This is a genomic window from Streptomyces niveiscabiei (assembly GCF_033794345.1).
GTDB classification, from domain to species: Bacteria; Actinomycetota; Actinomycetes; order Streptomycetales; family Streptomycetaceae; genus Streptomyces; species Streptomyces niveiscabiei.
Genome location: NZ_JARAYJ010000003.1, coordinates 282,902 through 304,010 on the forward strand (window position 1 = coordinate 282,902; position 21,109 = coordinate 304,010).

At 73.8% G+C, this 21,109-nt stretch carries 18 protein-coding genes and 1 pseudogene; 10 read left to right on the forward strand and 9 right to left on the reverse strand.

The features are described 5' to 3' along the window. Positions 1 to 41: 41 nt before the first annotated feature. The 6 genes from PV682_RS05620 to PV682_RS05645 form a co-directional block, all read right to left on the reverse strand. On the reverse strand, positions 42 to 788 hold the full coding sequence (locus PV682_RS05620; RefSeq protein WP_319724869.1) for a GntR family transcriptional regulator: 747 nt from the start codon (positions 786 to 788) through the stop codon (positions 42 to 44). A 41-nt stretch (positions 789 to 829) separates the two neighbouring features. After that, positions 830 to 1,831, reverse strand: coding sequence for a proline racemase family protein (locus PV682_RS05625; protein WP_319724623.1), 1,002 nt, complete (start codon positions 1,829 to 1,831; stop codon positions 830 to 832). 151 nt (positions 1,832 to 1,982) lie between these two features. Then, complete coding sequence (locus PV682_RS05630) at positions 1,983 to 2,882, reverse strand: dihydrodipicolinate synthase family protein (protein WP_319724625.1); 900 nt, start codon at positions 2,880 to 2,882, stop codon at positions 1,983 to 1,985. Positions 2,883 to 2,932: 50 nt separating this feature from the next. Then, a complete protein-coding gene (locus PV682_RS05635; protein ID WP_319724626.1) occupies positions 2,933 to 4,297 on the reverse strand; it encodes an FAD/NAD(P)-dependent oxidoreductase in 1,365 nt (454 codons plus the stop codon). Next, on the reverse strand, positions 4,290 to 4,586 hold the full coding sequence (locus PV682_RS05640; RefSeq protein ID WP_319724628.1) for a (2Fe-2S)-binding protein: 297 nt from the start codon (positions 4,584 to 4,586) through the stop codon (positions 4,290 to 4,292). The genes PV682_RS05635 and PV682_RS05640 overlap by 8 nt, the downstream gene beginning before the upstream one ends. 43 nt (positions 4,587 to 4,629) lie before the next feature. Beyond that, on the reverse strand, positions 4,630 to 5,784 hold the full coding sequence (locus tag PV682_RS05645) for an NAD(P)/FAD-dependent oxidoreductase (protein ID WP_319724629.1): 1,155 nt from the start codon (positions 5,782 to 5,784) through the stop codon (positions 4,630 to 4,632). 131 nt (positions 5,785 to 5,915) lie between these two features. Here PV682_RS05645 and PV682_RS05650 point away from each other — a divergent pair, with 131 nt between their 5' ends. The 3 genes from PV682_RS05650 to PV682_RS05660 all read left to right on the forward strand — a co-directional run bounded on the left by PV682_RS05650 (position 5,916) and on the right by PV682_RS05660 (position 9,661). Further along, positions 5,916 to 6,602: a nucleotidyltransferase domain-containing protein gene (locus PV682_RS05650; RefSeq protein ID WP_319724630.1), complete on the forward strand. Its 687-nt coding sequence runs from the start codon at positions 5,916 to 5,918 to the stop codon at positions 6,600 to 6,602. Between the two features lie 356 nt (positions 6,603 to 6,958). Continuing rightward, complete coding sequence (locus PV682_RS05655; RefSeq protein ID WP_319724632.1) at positions 6,959 to 9,094, forward strand: elongation factor G; 2,136 nt, start codon at positions 6,959 to 6,961, stop codon at positions 9,092 to 9,094. A 147-nt stretch (positions 9,095 to 9,241) separates the two neighbouring features. Beyond that, complete coding sequence (locus PV682_RS05660) at positions 9,242 to 9,661, forward strand: hypothetical protein (RefSeq protein ID WP_319724634.1); 420 nt, start codon at positions 9,242 to 9,244, stop codon at positions 9,659 to 9,661. Between the two features lie 9 nt (positions 9,662 to 9,670). On the opposite strand, the gene PV682_RS05665 is transcribed toward PV682_RS05660, so the two are convergent. Then, positions 9,671 to 10,063 carry an SCO5389 family protein gene (locus tag PV682_RS05665; protein ID WP_055719229.1) on the reverse strand — a complete coding sequence of 131 codons (393 nt, stop codon included), beginning with the start codon at positions 10,061 to 10,063 and terminating at the stop codon, positions 9,671 to 9,673. Positions 10,064 to 10,213: 150 nt separating this feature from the next. After that, positions 10,214 to 11,161 (reverse strand): ATP-binding protein, encoded by a 948-nt coding sequence (locus PV682_RS05670; RefSeq protein WP_319724637.1) that lies wholly within the window; start codon positions 11,159 to 11,161, stop codon positions 10,214 to 10,216. Between the two features lie 607 nt (positions 11,162 to 11,768). Between PV682_RS05670 and PV682_RS05675 the strand changes: the two are divergent. From PV682_RS05675 to PV682_RS05700, 6 genes and pseudogenes are all read left to right on the forward strand, one after another. Continuing rightward, positions 11,769 to 12,293 (forward strand): annotated as a pseudogene (locus PV682_RS05675) (GNAT family N-acetyltransferase); the annotation flags it as partial. Positions 12,294 to 12,812: 519 nt separating this feature from the next. Continuing rightward, the gene (locus PV682_RS05680; RefSeq protein WP_319724639.1) at positions 12,813 to 14,315 is read left to right on the forward strand and encodes an ABC transporter substrate-binding protein; all 1,503 of its coding nucleotides are present in this window, start codon (positions 12,813 to 12,815) and stop codon (positions 14,313 to 14,315) included. 4 nt (positions 14,316 to 14,319) lie between these two features. Beyond that, the gene (locus tag PV682_RS05685; RefSeq protein WP_319724641.1) at positions 14,320 to 16,104 is read left to right on the forward strand and encodes an ABC transporter permease subunit; all 1,785 of its coding nucleotides are present in this window, start codon (positions 14,320 to 14,322) and stop codon (positions 16,102 to 16,104) included. Further along, positions 16,101 to 17,540: an MDR family MFS transporter gene (locus PV682_RS05690; RefSeq protein ID WP_319724643.1), complete on the forward strand. Its 1,440-nt coding sequence runs from the start codon at positions 16,101 to 16,103 to the stop codon at positions 17,538 to 17,540. The genes PV682_RS05685 and PV682_RS05690 overlap by 4 nt, the downstream gene beginning before the upstream one ends. A gap of 34 nt (positions 17,541 to 17,574) precedes the next feature. Beyond that, a complete protein-coding gene (locus PV682_RS05695) occupies positions 17,575 to 18,261 on the forward strand; it encodes a hypothetical protein (protein ID WP_319724644.1) in 687 nt (228 codons plus the stop codon). A gap of 36 nt (positions 18,262 to 18,297) precedes the next feature. After that, the gene (locus PV682_RS05700; RefSeq protein WP_319724645.1) at positions 18,298 to 18,972 is read left to right on the forward strand and encodes a YcnI family protein; all 675 of its coding nucleotides are present in this window, start codon (positions 18,298 to 18,300) and stop codon (positions 18,970 to 18,972) included. A gap of 70 nt (positions 18,973 to 19,042) precedes the next feature. On the opposite strand, the gene PV682_RS05705 is transcribed toward PV682_RS05700, so the two are convergent. Further along, positions 19,043 to 19,945, reverse strand: coding sequence for a CDP-alcohol phosphatidyltransferase family protein (locus PV682_RS05705; RefSeq protein WP_319724647.1), 903 nt, complete (start codon positions 19,943 to 19,945; stop codon positions 19,043 to 19,045). A 108-nt stretch (positions 19,946 to 20,053) separates the two neighbouring features. Between PV682_RS05705 and PV682_RS05710 the strand changes: the two genes are divergently transcribed. After that, a complete protein-coding gene (locus PV682_RS05710; protein ID WP_319724648.1) occupies positions 20,054 to 21,031 on the forward strand; it encodes a zinc-dependent alcohol dehydrogenase in 978 nt (325 codons plus the stop codon). The last annotated feature ends 78 nt before the right edge of the window (positions 21,032 to 21,109 follow it).

A 21,109-nucleotide genomic window follows, 5' to 3' on the forward strand; every position in this document is an offset into this window, starting at 1 on the left:
ATACGGCACTTGAGTCACGCGTGTCACGTCAGCGACAAGGATCACAGGAGGCGGTCTTGTGCGGGGGCGGGCGGCAGGGGTGGCGCGGGCGGCAGGGGTGGCGCGGATGGTGGGGGTGGCGCCGTCGCCCACAACCCCCGTACGTGGCCCAAGTGCTGGGTCATGATCGTGCGGACGGCCTGCTCGTCACGGGCCGACAGGGCGTCCAGCAGGGCGAGATGCTCGGCGGCGGACGCGGGGAGGCGGCCGGAGGCGGCGAGTGCTTCGAGGCCGTACAGGCGGGAGCGGCTCCGCAGGTCGCGGACCACCTCCACCAGGTGCGCGTTGCCCGCGAGCGCGAGCAGGGCGAGGTGGAAGCGGGTGTCCGCCTCGACGTACGCGACGAGGTCGCCCGCCGCCGACGCCGTGACGATCTCCTGCGCGGCGGGGCGCAGCGCCTCCAGGGACGCCGGGTTCGCGGTACCGGTGAGGGCCACCACCGTGGGGATCTCGATCAGCGCCCTGATCTGCGTGTACTCGTCGAGCTGCGCGTCGGAGACCTCGGTGACGCGGAAGCCCTTGTTCGGGACCGGGGCGACCAGGCCCTCCTTCGCCAGCTCCAGCATCGCCTCGCGCACGGGGGTGACCGAGACACCGAACCGCGCGGCCACGCCGGGGGCCGAGTACACCTCGCCGGGGCGGAGTTGGCCCGCGATCAGGGCGGCTCGGAGGGCGTCGACGACTTTCTGCCGGTAGCTGCTGCGGCGGGCCAGGGCGGGGAGGTTCTCCGGCGCCGGATTCCCCGGCACGGGGGCGTCTGGCGCGGGAGTGTCGGGCACAGGGCTCTCGGTCACAGGACGAATCCCGCCGGGAAGGGGTCCGTCGGGTCCAGGAGGTACTGGGCCGTCGCCGTGATCCAGGCGCGGCCGGTGAAACTCGGGAGTACGGCGGGGAGTCCGGCCACCTCCGTCGTGCCGAGGAGGCGGCCGGTGAAGCTGGTGCCGATGAAGGACTCGTTCACGAACTCGGTGTGCAGGGGGAGTTCACCGCGCGCGTGCAGCTGGGCCATGCGCGCGCTCGTGCCCGTGCCGCAGGGGGAGCGGTCGAACCAGCCGGGGTGGATCGCCATCGCGTGCCGCGAGTGACGGGCCGTCGAACCGGGCGCGATCAGGTGGACGTGATGGCAGCCCCGGATCGACGGGTCCTCCGGATGCACCGGCTCCTCCTCGGAGTTGATCGCCTCCATCAGCTCAAGACCCGCGCGCAGGATGTCGTCCTTGCGGGCACGGTCGAACGGCAGCCCGAACTCGTCCAGCGGCAGGATCGCGTAGAAGTTTCCGCCGTACGCCAGGTCGTACGTCACCGTACGGCCGTCCCCGAGCGTGATCTCGCGGTCCAGGGCGACCGCGTACGACGGGACGTTCCGCAGCGTCACCGCCTTCGCCGCGCCGCCCTCCACCTCGACCTCCGCGACCACCACGCCGGCGGGGGTGTCCAGGCGGATCGTCGTGACCGGTTCCGTCACCTCCACCATGCCGGTCTCCACGAGGACGGTCGCCACGCCGATCGTGCCGTGTCCGCACATCGGGAGGTAGCCGGAGACCTCGATGTAGACGACGCCCCAGTCGCAGTCCGGGCGGGTGGGGGGCTGGAGGATCGCGCCGCTCATCGCCGCGTGCCCTCGGGGCTCGTTCATCAGCAACTGCTTGATGTCGTCGCGGTGTTCACGGAAGTAGAGGCGCCGCTCGTTCATCGTGGCGCCGGGGATGGTGCCGATGCCGCCGGTGATCACCCGGGTGGGCATGCCCTCGGTGTGCGAGTCGACGGCGTGCAGGACGAGTTTGCTGCGCATGGCCGGGGGCCTTTCCGTGGGGTGGGGAATCGGCGGCGGGGTACGGGAGTTGGGCGGCGCGCGGGGTGTGCGGGGGCCGGGGTGGTGCGTCAACCTCCCGGCCCTCGCGCCGAGGTGGTCAAGTCGCCGGTGATGTGCGGGAGTTCGCGTGTCACGCGAGTCCGGCCGCGACCGCCTTCTCCGTCGCCGACCGGACGGCCGCCTCCTGCTCCGGCAGCAACGGGACGCGGGGCGGGCGGCATCGGCCTCCGTGGCGGCCCGCGATGTCCATCGACAGCTTGATCGCCTGGACGAACTCGACGCGGGAGTCCCAGCGGAGCAGCGGGTGCAACTGGCGGTACAGCGGGAGCGCCGTGGTGAGGTCGCCGGCCACCGCCGCGCGGTACAGCTCGACCGAGGCGCGCGGCAGGGCGTTCGGGTAGCCGGCGACCCAGCCCTTGGCCCCGGCCACGGCCAGCTCCAGCAGGACGTCGTCCGCGCCGATCAACAGGTCGAGGTCCGGGGCGAGTTCGGCGAGACGGTAGGCGCGGCGGACGTCGCCGGAGAACTCCTTCACGCCCTGGATGAAGCCCTCGCCGTGGAGTCGCGCGAGGAGTTCCGGCACCAGGTCGACCTTGGTGTCGATGGGGTTGTTGTAGGCCACGACCGGCAGCCCCGCCTTCGCGACCTCGGCGTAGTGGCCGAGCACCGCACGCTCGTCCGCGCGGTACGCGTTCGGCGGGAGCAGCATCACCGCGCCGCAGCCCGCCTCGGCCGCGCGCTCGGCCCAGCGCCGGGACTCCGCCGCGCCGTACGCGGCGACGCCGGGCATGACCCGGTCGCCGCCGATCGCCGCGACCGCCGTCTCCATGACCTTGGTGCGCTCCTCGGGGGTGAGGACCTGGTACTCGCCGAGGGAGCCGTTCGGGACGACGCCGTCGCAGCCGTTGGCGACGAGCCAGGCGCAGTGGTCGGCGTACTTGTCGTAGTCGACGGAGAGGTCGTCGGTCAGGGGGAGGGCGGTGGCGACGAGGACGCCGTGCCAGGGGCGGGGGGTGGTGGGCGTTGCCATGAGGGCCTCCGGGGCAGGTGAGGGGGGTGTGTCGGGTGACAGGTCGTACGTCACGTGTCGTCGTCCGCCGCGTCGTCCTCCTGCGCCAGGACCCCGAGCGGCACGGGGCGGGCCAGCAGGCGTCGGCCGGGGACGGGTGTGCAGCCCGCGACGCCGGCCACTCCCGGCTCGCACATCCGGCCCTGGCACCAGCCCATCCCGGCCCGCGTCAGCAGTTTCACCGTCCGCAGGTCGCCCGCGCCGTGAACGCTCACGGCAACGCGCACGGCGCCGGCGGTGACCTCCTCGCAGCGGCACACGACCGTGTCGTCCGTGACCTGGCCGGGCCAGTGGGCGGGCGGGGCGTAGGCGTCGTCGAGCGCGGCGAAGAACGCGCGCAGGCGGGTCCGGGTCCGGGCGGCGGGCGCCCAGGCGGTGGGGTCGGGGTCGGTTCCATGGAGGCGGGCCGCCGCCGAGCGGCCCGCGATGTGGCCCTCGGCGAGGGAGAGGGCCGCGCCGCCGATGCCGGTGGCCTCCCCGGCCGCCCAGACGCCGGGTACGTCGGTGCGCTGCTCGGCGTCGACGCGTACGGCCGGGCCGTCGAGGGTGCAGCCGAGGCCGTCGGCGAGGTCGGTGTGCGGGAGCAGGCCGTGGCTGACGGCGAGGGTGTCGCAGGGGATGGTGCGGTTCGACCGGCCGTCGGTGACGGTCACGGCCTCCAGACGGTCGGTGCCGTGCGCCTCCACAATCGTGTGACGCATCATCATCTTCGTTCTGTGGCGCAGGAGTCGGGCCGCGTACCCCGCCCCCTCGGCGAGCTTGGCCGGCTCCCGGACGAGGGCGCCCGTACGCCGTACGAAGGCCCGGGGGTCGGCGGAGTCCACCAGCGCGACGACCCGCGTACCCGCCGCCGCGAGCCCGGTCGCGACCGGCAGGAGGAGCGGGCCGGTGCCCGCGACGACGGCGGTGCGGCCGGGGACGACGAGGGCGCCCTTGAGCATGGCCTGGGCGCCGCCCGCCGTGAGGACGCCGGGGAGGGTCCAGCCGGGGAAGGGGAGGACCTTCTCGTATCCGCCGGTCGCGAGCAGGACGCCGTCGGCGCGCACCGCGACGGACCGCTGCTGCTCGGGACCGAGGAGCGCGTGCACGGTGAATCCGGCCGACTCCCGTTCCACGCACCAGACATGATGGTCCGTCAGTTGTGTGACGCCGTGGGTTTCGAGGCCCGCGCGCAGGCGTTTCCAGGTGCGCCACTGATGGTGCAGCGCCTGTGGGCGGCGAGCGCCGAGAGCGGGTGCGGGCTGGCGGTAGAACTGGCCGCCGGGTCCCTGGCCCGCGTCCACGAGGGTGACGCGTACGCCGCGTGCGGCGGCGGCCAGGGCGGCGGCGAGGCCCGCCGGTCCCGCGCCGATCACCGCGAGGTGGGGTTCAGTCATGGCCCGTTCCCGTCTGGGTGCGGATGTCCGCGCCGGGTTCGGCCGGGACGAGGCAGGCGCGCTGGTTGGCGCGGCCGTCGACGGTGACGAGGCAGTCGTGGCAGACGCCGATCCCGCAGAAGACGCCGCGCGCCGCGCCGCTGCCCCGGGTGGTGCGCCAGGACACGACCCCCGCCGTCCAGAGCGCGGCGGCGACCGTCTGGCCGGGCAGCGCCTCGACGGGCCGGCCGTCGAACGTCAGGGTGAAGGCGGTGCCGGGGCGGGCGCGGACCAGATCCAGGGGGTTCATGCGGCGGCGCCTCCTCGGGGGAGCGGGGGCGGGGCGAGGTGGATCACGTGGTGGCCTCCTCGGTGAAGCGGTCCGGGCGGAACGGGGTCAGGTCGAGCTCGGGGCTTTTGCCGCCCAGGAGTTGGGCGAGGAGGTGGCCGGTGCCGGTCGCGAGGCCGATGCCCGCGCCCTCGTGGCCGCAGGCGTGGTAGAGGCCGGGGGCTCTCGGGTCGGCGCCGATGGCCGGGAGGTGGTCGGGCAGGTAGGGGCGGAAGCCCAAGTAGGTGCGCATCGCCCGGACTTGGGCGAGGAACGGGAACAGCCGGGTGGCGCCCGCCGCGAGGGACCGTACGACGGGCAGGGCGAACGAGCGGTCGAAGCCCACGCGTTCACGGCTCGCGCCGATCAGCACGGGCCCGGCCGCCGTGCCCTCGACGACCGGCGAGGTCTGGAGCGCCGCCGAGTCGCTGGCGACGTCCGCGACGTAGTCGGCCGCGTACACCTTGTGCCGGATACGGCGCGGCAACGGCTCGGTGACCAGCACGAATCCGCGTCGGGGGAGGACCGGGAGGTGGACTCCGGCGAGGCCGGCGACCTCGCCGCCCCAGGTGCCGGCGGCGTTCACGACGGCCGGTGCGTGCAGGTCGCCCCGGTCGGTGCGTACGCCGCGTACGGCGCCGTCGGGCGTGCGCAGGATCCCGGTGACGGTCCGCCCGGTCTCGATGCGGGCCCCCGACGCCCGCAGCAGGTGGGCGGCGGCGAGGGTCGGCATCACCTGGGCGTCCTGGGGGTACAGCACTCCGCCCGCCAACCCCGGAGCCAAGTAGGGCTCCAGAGAAGGGAGTTCGTCCGAGGCGACGTGGACTGCCGTCACCCCGGACGCGCGCTGCGCCTCGGCCAGTTCCGTGAGGGCCGTGAGGCTCTCGGGCGTGGACGCGACGACCAGGCCGCCCTTCGGCTCGTACTCGTAGGCGGGGCCGTGCTCCTGCGCCAGGTCGGTCCACAACCGGGCGGAGAGCAGGGCGAGTTCGAGTTCCGGGCCGGGCTCCTTGTCGGAGACGAGGAGGTTCCCCTCGCCCGCGCCGGTCGTACCGCCGGCCACCGGGCCCCGGTCCACCACGACGACGTCGAGTCCGGCCCGGGCGGCGTACAGCGCACAGGCGGCGCCGACCATGCCGGCACCCACGACCACGACATCACAGCTGGACTGCTTGGTCACGGCAGTAATATGTCACACACCACTCAGGGGTGAAATACCCCGAACGTCAGGGTCGTGGAAAACCTGGAGGTGGGCGGGGCGGCCGGGACGGCATCATGTCCTGGTCAAGGGGATCACCACGGGGGTAGGGCATGACCGTCCAGAACATCCTGCTGTCCGGCGTCGTCGGCTCGACCGCGTACGGGCTCGCCCGCGAGGGCTCCGACATCGACCGCCTGGGCATGTTCGCGGTGCCCACCGAGGAGCTGCACGGTCTGCACCGGCCGAAGGAGTCCCACGTCACGACCGCGCCCGACCGCACCCTGCACGAGGCGGGGAAGTGGTGCCGCCTCGCCCTCTCCGGCAACCCGACGGTGATGGAACTCGTCTGGCTGCCCGACGAGTTGTACGAGACACGGACCGGCCTCGGGGACGAACTGATCGGCATCCGGCGGTCGTTGCTCAGCGCCGGGCGGGTCCGTGACGCCTATCTCGGGTACGCCACCGAGCAGTTCAGGCGGCTTCAGAGGCGCGGGGACGGGTCGTTCCCGGCGGACACGCGGAAGCGGACCGCCAAGCACGCGCGGCATCTCAAGAGGCTCTGCCGGCAGGGGTTCGAGCTGTACAGCACCGGGCGGCTGACCGTCCGCGTCGAGGACCCGGAGAGCTATCACCGGTTCGGTGAGGAGGTCGCCGCCGACGCCGGCGCCGCCCTGCCGGTGCTGGAACACTTCGAGGAGGCGTTCGCCGCGACGCGTACGGTGTTGCCGGCGGAGCCGGACGAGCGGGCTGTCGAGGCGTGGTTGCGGAAGGTGCGGCGGGAGTTCTACGCCGGGTAGCCGGGGCCGGAAAACCGTGTGACCCGGTTGCCGCTTCCTCCCTACACTCACGTCTGTCGTCGCGCCGCCCACGGCAACGGGCGCGCGTTCACCGAGTCACGGAAGGGGAGTTGGCCATGTGTGAGCACACCGCTGTCGCCACTCCCCGCGCCCGGTACGAGGTGATCCTCGTGTCCTGGGGTGTCCGGTGCCCGCTGCGCGCCCGGCACCGGCCCCTGTGACGAAGCTCTGAGTACCGTCAACTTGCTCGCTTTCGTAGCAGTTTGACGTTCCGTCACGTCTGTTTCCGCAGGCGGGACTTCGTCCTTCCATCGCGCCGCCCCTCACTCGGACGCACCTCGAAAGGCCACAGGGCCATGCGCGACAACCTCGACCGCCAGCTGTCCGCCGTACGCAATCTCGGCATTCTCGCCCACGTCGACGCGGGCAAGACCACCGTCACGGAGCGGATCCTCTATGCCACCGGAACCACCCACAAGCGAGGGGAAGTTCACGACGGGACGACCGTCACCGACTTCGACCCTCAGGAACGCGACCGGGGCATCACCATCTTCGCGGCGGCCGTCAGCTGCGACTGGGACGGGCATCGGCTCAACCTGATCGACACCCCCGGGCACGTCGACTTCGCCGACGAGGTCGAGCGTGCCCTGCGGGTGCTGGACGGGGCGGTCGCCGTGTTCGACGCGGTGGCCGGTGTCGAGCCGCAGAGCGAGTCCGTGTGGCGTCAGGCGGATCGGCACGGGGTGCCGCGTATCGCCTTCGTCAACAAGCTCGATCGCGCGGGCGCCGACCTCGACAAGGCCGTCGCCTCGATCCGTGAACGCCTTCACCCGACGCCGCTGGTGGTCCAACTGCCCATCGGTTCGGAGGAGTTGTTCACCGGGGTCGTCGACCTCGTCCGACTGCGGGCGCTGACCTGGGCCGACGGTGACGACGGTGTCGTATCCGCCGAGATCCCCGGGGAGTTGCGGGACGAGGCGCTGCGCCGGCGGCGGCTGCTGGAGGAGGCCGTGGCCGAGCGGCATCCGGTGGCGCTGGAGGAGTTCTGCGAGCGGGGCACGGTGTCGGCGGCGACGCTGGTCGCCGCGCTGCGGGACCTGTCGTGCAGCGGGGACGGCGTGGTCGTGCTGTGCGGCTCCGCCTACCGCAACCGGGGCATCGAGCCGTTGCTCGACGCGGTGGTCTCGTACCTACCGTCGCCGGCGGACGTGCCGGCGGTGCGAGGGCTCCCGGTGGACGGCGGGCGGCAGGCGACGCGCGACGCGTCGCCCGCCGGAGGGCCCGGCACCGGCGAAGTGCCGGTGCCCGACCCCGTCTTGGCCCTCTCCGAGTCCCGCCCCGCCGACCCCTCCGCTCCGTTCGCCGCGCTCGTGTTCAAGGTCGCCGTCACGCCCACCGGGCGGCTGACCTACCTGCGGATCTACTCGGGGACCATCGAGAAGGGGGACGTCGTGCGGGACGCGACCGCCGGGCGCAGCGAGCGAGTCGGACGGATTCTGCGGGTGCAGGCCGATCGGCACGCGCAGCTGGAGCGGGCCGTCGCCGGGGACATCGTGGCCGTCGTCGGCGTCAAGTCCGCGCGGACCGGGGCGACTTTGTGCGCGCCGGACACTCCGCTGGTGCTGGAGCCGCCCGGCGTGGCGGAGCCGGTCGTGTCCGTCGCGGTCGAGGCGTGCCGGGGCGCGCAGACCGAGAAGCTGGCGTCCGCGCTGGCCCGACTCGCCGAGGAGGACCCGTCGTTGGCGGTGCGGACCGATCCGGAGACGGGTCAGACCGTGCTGTCCGGCATGGGGGAACTGCACCTGGAGGTCGCCGTGGAGAAGATCCGCGCAACCCTCGGGGTGGACGTCACCATCGGCCGCCCCAGGGTGACGTACCGCGAGACCGTCGGGCGAGGTGTGTCCGCAGTCGTGTACCGGCATGTCAAACAGGACGGCGGCGCGGGGCAGTTCGCCCAGATCGTGCTCGAAGTCGAGCCGTACGACGGGGAGTTCGCCTTCCGGTCGGCGGTCGTCGGCGGGCGGGTGCCGCAGGAGTACGTCCGTGCCGTCGAGGCCGGCTGCCGCGACGCCCTCGCCGAAGGGCCGCTCGGCGGGCACCGGGTGACCGGGCTGCGCGTCACGCTCACCGACGGGGCGACGCATGTGAAGGACTCGTCCGAGCAGGCGTTCCGTACGGCGGGCAGGTTCGGGCTGCGGGAGGCGCTGCGGGGCTGCTCGATGGTCCTGCTCGAACCGGTCGCCGAGGTCACGGTCACCGTGCCCGAGGCTGTCGTCGGCGCGGTCCTCGGGGACCTCGCCGCGCGGCGCGGGCGGGTCGGCGGGTCCCAGGTGCGGTCCGGTTCGGCGGTCGTCACGGCTACCGTTCCGCTCGCCGAACTCTTCGGCTACGCGGGGCGGTTGCGGGGGCGGACGCAGGGACGGGGCACGTTCACGGCCCGGCCCACCGGATACGCGCCGGCGCCGGCCGCTGTCGTGGAGGCCGGTAAGTAGGAGGGAGCGCCCCTCGCCCGGTCAACGGAAAATCGGATGTCACCCTATCGAGTGACATTTCGATTTCTGGGCACGTGTTCGAGGGGCGGTCCGTTGGCCGGGTGTCGGGAGATTTTCCCGGCACCCGGACCAGACGGAGGTAATGAGATGGGCCTTCTCCAGTGCAACCCGCAGAGCCCGCCGCCGACCCCAGGGCCGCACCGGTTCGTGTTGATGCACGAGGAGTTCGAGGGCGGTTCCTTCGACGACGAGCGGTACGAGGGGCTGAGGGCTGACCCGCCCGACGGGTGCAGGCCGATCGACGGGGTGTGCTTCGCCCTCGGCTGCGAGCGGCCCGGCCCGACGATGCTCGACGCGATCACCGAGACCCTCGCCGAGATCCGCCGTGAGCACGGACTCGTGATGAACAGTCTCGGGATCGAGCCGAAGGAGTGGATGGACGACGGGAAGGACGGGTTCGGGGCGCAGATCGTGGCCCACCTGCTGCTGATGGCCCGCTACCGCGCCGCGTCCCTCGGGTACGGACGCGCGGAGCTGGTGCGGCTGCTCGATGCGACGGGGGTGTGAGGCGCCGGTTCAGCAGTCCCGGAACTCCGGGGACTGGTTGAGCAGCTGGGAGCGGACGGAGGTGAAGCGGGCGTAGGTCTCCCCGGTGCGGGCGTCGGGGCGGAAGGCCGCGACGCGGTGGCAGTTCTGGAAGGCGAGGGCCACACCGAAGTGGCGCTCCAGGCTGGTGCGGATGGCGTCGCTGGCGAGGGCGCGCAGGAGCTGGCCGCGCTCGTGCTCGGAGGGGGGCGGGGTCTGGTTGTCGGTGAACTCGGCGGTGCCGCTGCCGAGGTCGGCGGCGAGGGAGGCGATCAGGTCGTAGGCGTAGGGGAGGGAGGTGCGGACGGTGTCCACGAAGTCCTCCTCGCGGACGTCACCGGCTTCGGCCTGGGCGAGGAGGGTGGGGGAGACGTCGAGAGACATGGGGGTCCTGTTCGAGAGAAGGGGGTGGGAGAACGAGGGTGTGAAAGAGCGGCGGGGCGAAGGAAGGGCGGGTGAAGAATGAGGGGGTGAGGGGGGAGGCCGCTCTACGGCGAGGGCGTGAGGGCGTGACGGCGTGACGGCGTGTCCCGGTCAGGCGCTCGGGAGTCTGCCCGGCACGTACTCCGGGTCCACCTGGGCCGCGAGGTCCCGTCCGGTCGCGGCGTTCGCCCAGGCGCGGGCGTTGCGGAGATGGAAGTCGACGGCGTGGCGGTGCAGCGCCGGCCAGTCCTTCGGGCGGGCGTCGACCTCGGCGCGCAGGACGTCCAGGGCGTGGCGGTTGGTGTCCTCCAGCTCGCCCTGGGGGGTGCCGCGTTCCGCGGAGCGTACCCAGGAGGAGTGGGTGAGGTAGGTGAGCAGGTGGTCGCCGGTCTGCTCCTTGAGGAAGAGGCGGTCGTCCTCGCCGGTCACCTTGTTGCCCACGACGGCCAGGGGGATGCCGAACTCCTGGGCGTGGTCCCGGTACTGCCGGTACACGGAGACGCCCCGCCGGGTCGGTTCGGCCACCAGGAACGTCATGTCGAACCGGGCGAACAGGCCCGAGGCGAAGGCGTCGGCGCCGGCGGTCATGTCGACGACGACGTACTCGCCGGGGCCGTCCACGAGGTGCCCGAGGTACAGCTCCACCGCGCCCAGCTTGGAGTGGTAGCAGGCCACCCCGAGGTCGCTCTCGTCGAACTCGCCGGTCACCATCAGGGGGACGCCGCCGACCCGCTGGACATGGCGGGCGTGGAGTTCGTCGTCACCGAGGAGGCTCAGCAGCCGGGAGCCGCGTCCGGGCGGGGTCGTCTTGACCATCGCCTCGCGGGACGGGATCAGGGGGTTGGTCCCGCGCAGGAGGTCCTTGATCTCGCCGATGTGCCCGGCGAGCGGGGGCGCGGTGAACGGCTCGGCGTCGGGGTCCAGCGCCTCGGCCAGGTGCTGGTTGATGTCACCGTCCACGGCGAGGACGGGGGCACCGGTTCGGGCCAGGTGTCGGGCGAAGAGGGCGGAGAGAGTGGTCTTTCCGCTACCGCCTTTGCCGACGAAGGCTATGCGCATTGCTGGTGGCTCTCTATGGGGCGGGGGTGGAGGGGCGAGGCGAGATGGGGGTGGAGGTGGAGGGCTTGCGCGGCGGGGTGGAGGGGAGGGGTGAGGCGGAGATGGAGGGCTTGCGCGGCGGGGCGGGGGTGGAGGGTCCGCGCGGCGGGGTGGAGGGGAGGGGCGGGGTGGAGGTGGAGGGCCTGCGCGGCGCGGTGGTGTCGAGGTTGGCCGGGGCGGGGGTCGTGGGTGTCGTCGGCGGGGTGGTGGGCGCCGGACGCGGGGATGCCGGGGGCGCCTGGCGGGTGATGCGGGGCCCGGGGCTCGGCGGGGTGGTGTGGGCCGGGGTGGGGCGTGGGGTGGGCCCGCGTCCGGCTGGCTCCCATCGCGGGGCTCGGTCGGGCAGGGCGTCCGGTGTGGGCCGCCCGTCGCCGTACCCCGCCCGCCGGGAGGCGCGGGTGTGGTCCGGCCCGCTCCTCGACCTCCTTGAGGAGGCCCGGCGTTTTGAAAATGGGTTTCATGTGACTAGGTTTTAGGAGGACGGATGAGGGCTGTCAAATCGAGGGGCGGGAGCGGCTGCGGGCACCCTTGTGATCGCACTGGCGTGCTAACTGCGTATGATGTGCAAGTGCGTGAATACTGCATAAGGTCGGCCGGACCGGAGGACCTCGACGAGGCGCGGGCTGTCATGCTCGACACGGTGTACCGGGACTTCGGTACCGGGTACGTGCCGAGATGGCACGGGGACATCATCGACCTGGCCGGCGCGTACCTGGTGCCGGCGCGGCACACGCTGCTGGTCGCGGTGGACGACGCGGGCGAGGTCGTCGCGACCGGCGCGCTCGACTCGCGCGGCCCCCTGCACCCGCCGAACCCCCGGCACCTCGCCGAGCGCTACCCCTCCGGGACGACCGCGCAGCTCAGGCGGATCTACACCCGGCGTGACCACCGCCGCAGGGGACTGGCCCGGCGCCTGGTCGCGGAGCTGCTCGACTTCGCGGCGGCGGACGGCGGCTACCGCTCCGTGTACCTCCACACCGACCCGTCGGTGGAGGGCGCCGAGGGCTTCTGGCGCTCGCTCGGCGAGGTGGTCCTCGACGAACGGAACCCCACCGAGGGCACGGCCCAGTCGGTCGTCCACTTCGAGGTCCCGTTCGACGCGGTCCGCCCGGGCAGGCCCCTCACGCACCAGGCCCGCACAGCCCAGCCCTCCACGGGCGGAACTCCGGCGAACCGGCCCACCGCGACCCTGGCCACCGCAAGCCGTGCCGACACGGACAGGGTCCCGGCGGGCCGAGCCTCCGCACCCCCGGTCCCCGCGGACCAGGCCCTCCCCGGCGGGGTCTCCACGAACCGGGCCCCCGCAGGCCAGATCCTCGCGGACCAGGACCTCGCGGACCGGGCCCTCGCGGACCGGGCCCTCGCGGACCGGGTCCCCGCGGACGAGGTCCCCGCAGGCCGCGTCCCTGTGGGCCAGGCCGTCCCCGGGAGGGTCTCCGCGGACCGGGCCCTCGCAGACCGGGCCCCCGCAGACCAGGCCCCCGCAGGCCGCGCCCCCGCGGACCCCGCCCCCACGGGCCGACCCCCCGCGAGCCGCCCCGCCCCCGGCCGGGCCCCCGCCAGGCCCCGCACAGCCGCTTCCCCGTCCCCCCTCCTGACAGACCGGTAGATCATGCGCATCCCCCACGGCCACCGCCTCCTCGTCGCCCTCTTCGCCCTGCCGCTGCTCGCGGGCTGCTTCGCGTCGGGCGGTGGCGACGATGACGACGCGTCCGGCGCGCAGGACGGTGCCCGCCTCCGGGTCGCCCTCGCCTTCCCGCCCACCGAGAAGCTCTCCCCGTACGGCGCCGACGCGACGATCCTCAGCAGGCTCGGGGTCACCGAAGGGCTGACCGCGCTCGACGCGAACGGGGCGCCCGCGCCGGCGTTGGCGCAGTCCTGGAAGCGGGTGGACGACCGGACCTGGGTGTTCACCCTCAGGGACGCCACCTTCCAGGACGGCACCCCGGTCACCCCCGCCGCCGTCTCCGGCTCACTCGGGCACGCCGCGCAGGCCAAGCCCGCCCCCACCGCGCTCACCGGAGTGACGCTGAGCGCCAAGGCCGAGGGTGCCGACGGCGTACGGATCACGACGACCGTCGCCGATCCCGTGCTGCCGTTGCGGCTGGCCAGTTCGAGTCTGGCGATCCTCGCGCCGAAGGCGTACGGCGCGCAGGGCGCGGCGAACCCGGTCGGGACGGCCACCGGGCCGTTCGAGATCACGAAGGTGAGCGGCACGACGGCCGCCACCCTGAACCGTTTCGACGACTACTGGGGCGGACGCGCCCAGGCGTCCGGCATCGACGCCCGCTTCATAGCCGACGGCACCGCGCGCGCCAACGCCCTGCGCACCGGCGAGGCCGACATCGCCGAGGCGATCCCCGTCGCGCAGGCCGCCACCCTCGACGCCGCGACCCGCAAGGAGACGGCGACGACCCGCACCACCAGCCTCCTGCTGAACAGCAGGACGGGCCCCTTCAAGGACCCGGCGCTCAGGGCCGCCGCCCGCGCCGCGGTCGACACCTCGGCGCTCGCGAAGGGCGTGTACGAGGGCCACGCGGACGCGGGCACCGGCATCTACGGCCCCGCCGTCACCTGGGCCGCAGGCAAGCGCGTCGCCCCCACCGGCCGGGCCACCCCCGGCAAGCCGAACGGCGCGGCCGTCACCCTCGCGACGTACGACAACCGCCCCGAACTCCCCGAGGCCGCGCAGGTGCTGAAGCAGCAGCTGGAGAAGGCCGGCTTCAAGGTCACCCTGGAGGTCAGGGAGTACTCGCGGCTGGAGAGCGACGCGCTGGCGGGCAAGTTCGACGCGTTCGTGCAGGCCCGCAACACCCTCCTGGACACCGGCGACCCGGTGGCGGTCCTGGCCAGCGACTACACCTGCGACGGCGGCTTCGACATCGCGCAGCTGTGCGACAAGAAGGTCGACCAGGCCGTCGCGGCGGCGCAGGGCATCGCCGACACCGGCAAGCGCCAGGACGCGGCGATGACGGCCGAGGCCGCGATCCTCGGCACGGACGCGGTCGTCCCCCTCGTCCACCAGCGGGTGATCACCGGCGTCGGCGCGAAGGTGCGCGGCGTCCTCCTCGACCCGTACGAGCGCACGCTCGTCGGCATCGGCACCCGGCGCTGACCGCGTGGCACGGGTCACGGCGCTCCTGTGGCGGGCGGCCCTCGCCGCGGGCCTGGTCTGCGGCATCGGCCTCCTGCCCTGGCTGACGGACACGGACCCGGCGCTGACCGTCCTCAAGGCCCGCGCCGTCGACCGCGAACCCACCCCGCAGGTCCTGGCGGACATCCGCGGGCAACTCGGCCTCGCCGACGGCCCGCTGCACCTCCTCGGCCAGTGGCTGTCCGGCCTCCCGCGAGGCGACGCCGGCCGGTCCTGGATCTCCGGCGAGGAGGTCACCCCGGCCGTCCTCCAGGCGCTCGGCGCGTCCCTGCTGCTGGTGACGGTCGCGCTGGCCGTCGCGGCGGCCACCGCCACCCTCGTCTGCGCGCCCACCCTCCGCCGGGGCGCCCGCCGCACCCTCGCCGGGCACGCCCCGGCCCGCTCCGGCTCCGCGATGCTCGCCGCGCTGCCGGAGTTCCTCACGGCGTCCGTGCTCGCCACGGTCGTAGGCGTCCAGCTCGGCTGGCTGCCCGCGCTCGGCTGGTACGGGCTCCAGTGGACGATCCTGCCCGCGCTCGCGCTGGGGCTGCCCGCCGGGGCCGTGCTCGGGCGGCTGCTGGACGACCTGCTGCCGGGCGCGTTCGCCGAACCCTGGGCGAAGGCGGCCACCGCGCGCGGGGTCCCCGGCGGGAGGATCGCCCGGCACGCGGTCCGGCGCAGCCTGCCCGGACTGCTGCCCAACCTGGGCCTGTTCGCGGTCGGGCTGACCGGCGGGTCGGTCGTCGTGGAGCAGATCTTCGACATCCCCGGCCTCGGCCGCACCACCCTCCAGGCGGCCCTCGCCCAGGACCTCCCGGTCCTCCAGGCGGGCACCCTCGCGCTGCTCCTGTTCGCCGCGCTCGTCACCGGCGCGGCCCGCCTCGCCGCCCGCCCCCTCCTCGGCCCCGCCCTGCGCGACGGCGCCCTCCCCACCCTGCACCGCCCCGACCCGCCCGCGCGCAGCCTCCCGCCGCTGCTGTACGGCGGACTCCTGCTCGCCGTCGTCGCGGCCGGACTGCCCCGCGACCCCCTCGCCGTCGACACCACCCGGCGCCTCCAACCACCGTCCGCCGCGCACCCGTTCGGCACCGACGCCCTCGGCCGCGACCTCCTCGCCCGGGTCGCGCACGGCGCGCTGGACACGCTGCTGCTGGCGGGCGGGATCAGCCTCGCCGCGTACGTCATCGGCGTCCTGCTCGGGCTCGTGCCGAGACTGTCGGCGCCGCTCGTGGACACCGTCAACGCCGTACCGCCCGTCCTCGCCGCGCTGCTGGTCGCCGCCGTGTGGGGGAGCGGCACGAGCACGCCCGCGCTCGCGGTGACCGCCGTCGCCTGGGCGCCCCTCGCCGCGCACACCTCCGCGCTGCTCGCCCAGGAGAAGGCCGCCGTCCACCTCGCCTCGACCCGCGCGCTCGGCGCCGGCCGCGGCCACCTCCTGCGGCGCGCGCTGCTGCCCGCGATCCTCCCGCCCGTCGCCCGGCACGCCGCCCTGCGGCTGCCCGGCAACGCCCTCGCGCTCGCCACCCTCGGCTTCCTCGGCCTCGGCGCCCAGCCCCCGTCCCCGGAATGGGGGCTGCTGCTCGCCGAGAACCAGCCGTACGCCGAGCGCGCGCCGTGGGCGGTCCTCGCGCCCGCCGCCGCGCTCGCCGTCCTCGGGGCGCTCGCGGTGACCGCCGGAGGGCTGCGCGGACGCCGGGCGAACGACCCCGGCGACGACCCGCAGATACCCGAACTCCCCGAACCCGTACGAGAGTTGGTGGCCACCCGATGAGCGTGACGACCAAGGCGCGGCTCTCCCCGCTGCTGCGCCTGCTGATCCTCACCCAACTCGCCTTCAACGTCGGGTTCTTCGCGGTCCTGCCGTTCCTCGCCGAACACCTCGGGACCGGCATCGGGCTCGCGGGCTGGCTCGTCGGGTTCGTGCTGGGGCTCAGGACGTTCAGCCAGCAGGGCCTGTTCGTCGTCGGGGGCGCGCTCACCGACCGGTACGGGGTGCGGCCCGTCGTCCTCGTCGGCTGCGTCCTCAGGATCGCCGGGTTCGCCTGGCTCGGGTACGCCGACCACATCGCGTCCGTCATCGGGGCCGTCCTGCTCATCGGGTTCGCCGCCGCCCTGTTCTCCCCGGCCGTCGAGAGCGAGGTCGCCCGCCAGGCCGTCCTGTGGGAGGAGGCCGGGAACGGCCCCCGCACCCGGGTCCTCGCGCTGCTGACCGTCGCCGGGCAGGCCGGGGCGTTCGTCGGGCCGCTCATCGGGGCGCTGCTGCTGTCCGTCGACTTCCGTACGGTGTGCCTGGCCGGGGCCGGGGTCTTCGTCCTCGTCCTCGCCGGACACGCGTGGCTGCTGCCGCAGCACATACCCGGACGCCAGAAGACGCGGGTCAAGGGCGGAGTCGGGCCGATGCTGCGCAACCGGCGCTTCCTCGCGCTGTGCTGTGCCTACGGGGCCTACCTCCTCGCCTACAACCAGCTCTACCTCGCGCTGCCCGCCGAGGTCGAGCGCGCGGCCGGGTCCCAGACGCCGCTGTCGTGGCTGTTCGCGCTCTCCTCCGCGCTCGTCGTCGCCGCGCAACTGCCCGTCACGCGGTGGGTGGGGGAGCGGCTCAGCCTCCGTACGTCCATGGCGGGCGGGCTCGCCCTGATCGCCGCCGGGTTCGCGGTCGTCGCCGCGGCGCTGCCCGCGCGGTGGGAGGGCAACACCGGGCTCCTGCCCGCCGCCGGGTTCGTCGTCCTGCTCACGCTCGGCCAGATGCTCGTCGCCCCGGCCGCACGCGCCTGGGTACCCGACCTCGCGGCCGAGGGACGGCTCGGGCTCTACACGGGCGCACTGTCCTCGGTGTCCGGCCTGATCGTCCTGATCGGGAGCTCACTGACAGGAACCCTGCTGGACACGGGGCTGCCCGCGGCGGTGCCGTGGCTGGTACTGGCGGCGGTCCCGCTGGCGGCGATCACGCTGCTGCCGCGCATGGAGAAGGCGACGGGGACGGAAGACGCCTCGCCTGCGGAGGCCCCGGCCCGCGTGGAGACTCCGGCGGGCGCGGAGACTTCGGCCCGCGTGGAGGGCGCTGACCACGTGGAAGACGCGGCGCGCGCCGAGATCCCGGTCCGCGCGGAGGCCGCCGTACGCGCGGACGGCGCCGCCGACACCGTCGTCCGCGCCGAACCCGTCGAAGAGTCCGCGTCGATTCCCAAGAACAGCCAAGGCGGGTGAAGCGGCGCGCGTGGGCGTGGCAGGATCCCGGGACATGAGCGCGTCGCCGGGGGTCCGCGGGTTGCGTGCCGCCGTGTTCGCGGCGGTGTGCGTGCTGCTGGCTGTCGGGGCGCACCTGGTGGCGGTGGGGGAGACGCCGCCGGCCGGGGTGCAGGGGCTCGGCTTCTGTGTCGTGTTCGGTGCCGGGTGGGTGCTCGGGGGGCGGGAGCGGAGTCTCGTCGGGATCGGTGGGGCGACGCTGGTGGCGCAGGGGGCGCTGCACGCGGGGTTCGGGGCGGTGGCGCGGGGCGCGGGCGGGATGACGGGCATGCGGATGACCGGCCTCATCCAGCCGCCGGGCCACGCGCGGACGCCGGTTCACCTCCGGATGCCGGTCCCCTTGAGCATCGCGGCCCACCCCCGCATGCCCGCTCACATGAACATGCCGGTCCCGCCCCACCTCGCTCACCACGCCACCCCCCACACCCTCGCCGCCCACTTCCTCGCCGCGCTCCTCACCTCCTGGTGGCTCCGGCGCGGTGAGGCCGCTCTGTGGTCGTTGCTGCGCCGGGCCGTCGCGCTGGTACCGGGGCTCGTCGCCTGGTGGCGTGGGCCCGTGCGGATCGCGGGTGCCCGCAGGGTCGTACGGCCGTGGCGGTGTCTCCCCGCGCCCCGGAGCCTTCTGTTGCGGCACGTCGTGCGGCGGAGAGGGCCGCCCGGGCCGGTTCCGTACCCGGCCTGAAGGAAACGACTCAATTCGTACGGAGATCAGTCAGCCATGTTCCGCACACGTACCGCGGCCCTCGCCGGCCTGCTCGCGGCGGGCGGTGTCCTCGCGGCGGCCGGCGCCGCGTCCGCGCACGTCACCGTCCACCCGGAGAGTTACGCCCAGGGAGCCACCGACGGCCTCCTGACGTTCCGCGTCCCCGACGAGGACGACAAGGCCAGTACCTCGCGGGTACAGGTCCTCCTCCCCACCGACCACCCCCTCCTCGGCGTCCTGGTCCACGCCCAGGACGGCTGGACCCCGAAGGTCACCACCACCAAGCTGAAGACCCCGGTCAAGACCGACGACGGGACCATCACCGACGCGGTCTCCGAGATCACCTGGACGGGAGGGAAGATCGCGCCGGGCCGGTTCGAGGACTTCGGCGTCGCCTTCGGACAGCTCCCCGAGGACGCGACGAAACTGGAGTTCAAGACCCTCCAGACGTACGACAGCGGCAAGGTCGTCCGCTGGATCGAGGCGGCCGGCCAGGGCGACGACGACCCGGAGAACCCGGCGCCGGTCCTGACCCTGACGTCCGGGAAGCCGGCGACACCTGTCGCGAAGAGCACCGCCGGCCACGACTCGACGGCCCGAGACCTGGGCATCGGCGGACTGGCGCTCGGCGCGGTCGCGCTGGGCGCGGGAGGCTTCGCGGTGGCGCGGTCGCGCTCGCCGAGGTCGTAGCCATGTGACGTCGTAGCCATGGGAAAGGCCCGGACTCCCCCCGCGGGGTCCGGGCCTTCTCGTACGGCGATCAGCGTGCCGCGAGCACCGGCCTCTCCTGGGACGCCAGAGCCGCCACGATCGGCTCCGAGATCACCATGACGGGCTCGGCGGCGGCGCGCGCCTCGACCGACGCCGCTTCGGCACCGCGCGGCACCGTCACCGTCACGGCCCCCGACGCCGGCTCCGGAGCCGTCCCCTCCTCGACCGCCTTCGCCGCCCCCGGCCGCGTCCGGAACAGCCACAGGACGTCCCGCCCGAACGACCAGATCAGCGCCGCCAGCGACGTACCGGCGATCGCCAGGTTCGCGGCGTACGGCAGGAGTTCGGAGCCGGCGAGGAGGAGGCAGACGCCCTGCGTCGCCGCGACGGTCTTGCGCGCCATGCTGTGCGGCAGCGCGGAGTTGAGCCACGGCCAGACGAACGCGGCGGCGACGAACACGTACCGCATCGCGCCCATCAGCAGCACCCACGGCCCGAGCTGGGTCGAGACGTACACGCTGAGCACCAGGATCAGGAACGCGTCGACCTCCATGTCGAACCGCGCGCCGAGCGGCGTCGAGGTCCCCGTCCGGCGGGCCACCTTGCCGTCGACGCCGTCCAGGATGAGGGCGACGGCGGTGAGGCCGACGAGGAGGGTGACCGGCGGCGCGGACTCGAAGGAGTCGGCGACCAGGGCCGTCACCCCGCCGACGAGGACCGCGCGGCCGAGGGTGACGCGGTTGGCGGGCCCGAACGTGCGGATTCCGGAGCGGTGGCAGGCGCCGGACAGCAGGGCCCAGGTGCCGAGGGCGAAGACGAGGCCGGTCGCCCAGCCCGCCGTACCCATGCCGATCACCGAGCCGAGCAGGGCCAGCAGCAGGAGCTGAGCGCCCGCTCCCAGAGCGGTCTCCTGCTGGACCAGCCTTGCTTCGTACGTGTTGTTCAGGGCCACCGCACATCCTCCGGCCGAGTGACAGAGTCGATCATCGCCGCGTACTGTGCGCGGCCTGTGCCACATCTCGGTACGTGAACCGGATGCCGATCGTTCAGGAGGTTTTCTATGAAGGGCGCCGCACGCGCGTTCTGGGTCAGCCGTCCGGGTGAGGGGGAACTGCGCGAGACGGCGCTTCCCGAGCCCGCCGAGGGCGAGGTGCTGGTGCGGACGCTGTGGTCCGGGATCAGCCGTGGCACCGAGACGCTGGTCTTCGGCGGCAAGGTCCCCGAGAACCAGCGCACGGCGATGCGCGCGCCGTTCCAGGAGGGCGACTTCCCGGCTCCGGTGAAGTACGGGTACCTCAATGTGGGCGAGGTCGAACAGGGCCCGGCGGACCTTCTCGGCAGGACGGTGTTCTGCCTGTACCCGCACCAGACCCGGTACGTCGTACCAGCTGAGAGTGTGATTGTCGTACCGCAAACCGTCCCCGCCGAACGCGCCATCCTCGCCGGCACCGTCGAAACCGCCGTCAACGCCCTCTGGGACGCCGCCCCCATGATCGGCGACCGTGTCGCGGTCATCGGCGGCGGCATGGTCGGCAGCTCGGTCGCGGCCCTCCTCGCCAAGTTCCCCGGCGTGAAAGCCCAGCTCATCGACGCCGACCCCGCCCGAGCCGCCACCGCCGCGCAGCTCGGCATCGACTTCGCCCTCCCCCAGGACGCGGCAGGCGACCTCGACCTCGTCATCCACGCCAGCGCCACCGAGGCCGGCCTCAACCAGGCCCTCGAACTCCTGCGCCCTGAAGGCACCGTCGTGGAACTCAGCTGGTACGGCGACCGCCGTATCGCGCTCCCGCTCGGCGAGGCGTTCCACTCCCGGCGCCTGACGATCCGCAGCAGCCAGGTCGGCACCGTCTCGCCCGCGCGCGCGAGCCGCACCTACGCCGACCGCCTCGCGCTCGCCCTCGACCTGCTCGCCGACCCGGCGCTCGACGCGCTGATCACCGGAGAGTGCGCGTTCGACGAACTCCCCGCCGTGCTCCCGAAGCTGGCCTCCGGCGAGATCCCGGCGCTGTGCCACCGGGTGCGCTACCCGGCGCCCTGACCGGCGTCGCACGCCTGACCTGAGAAAAGAGTGAGCGGCCGCTGAACAAGGGGAAGCGGCCGGCCGTACTACACGGCA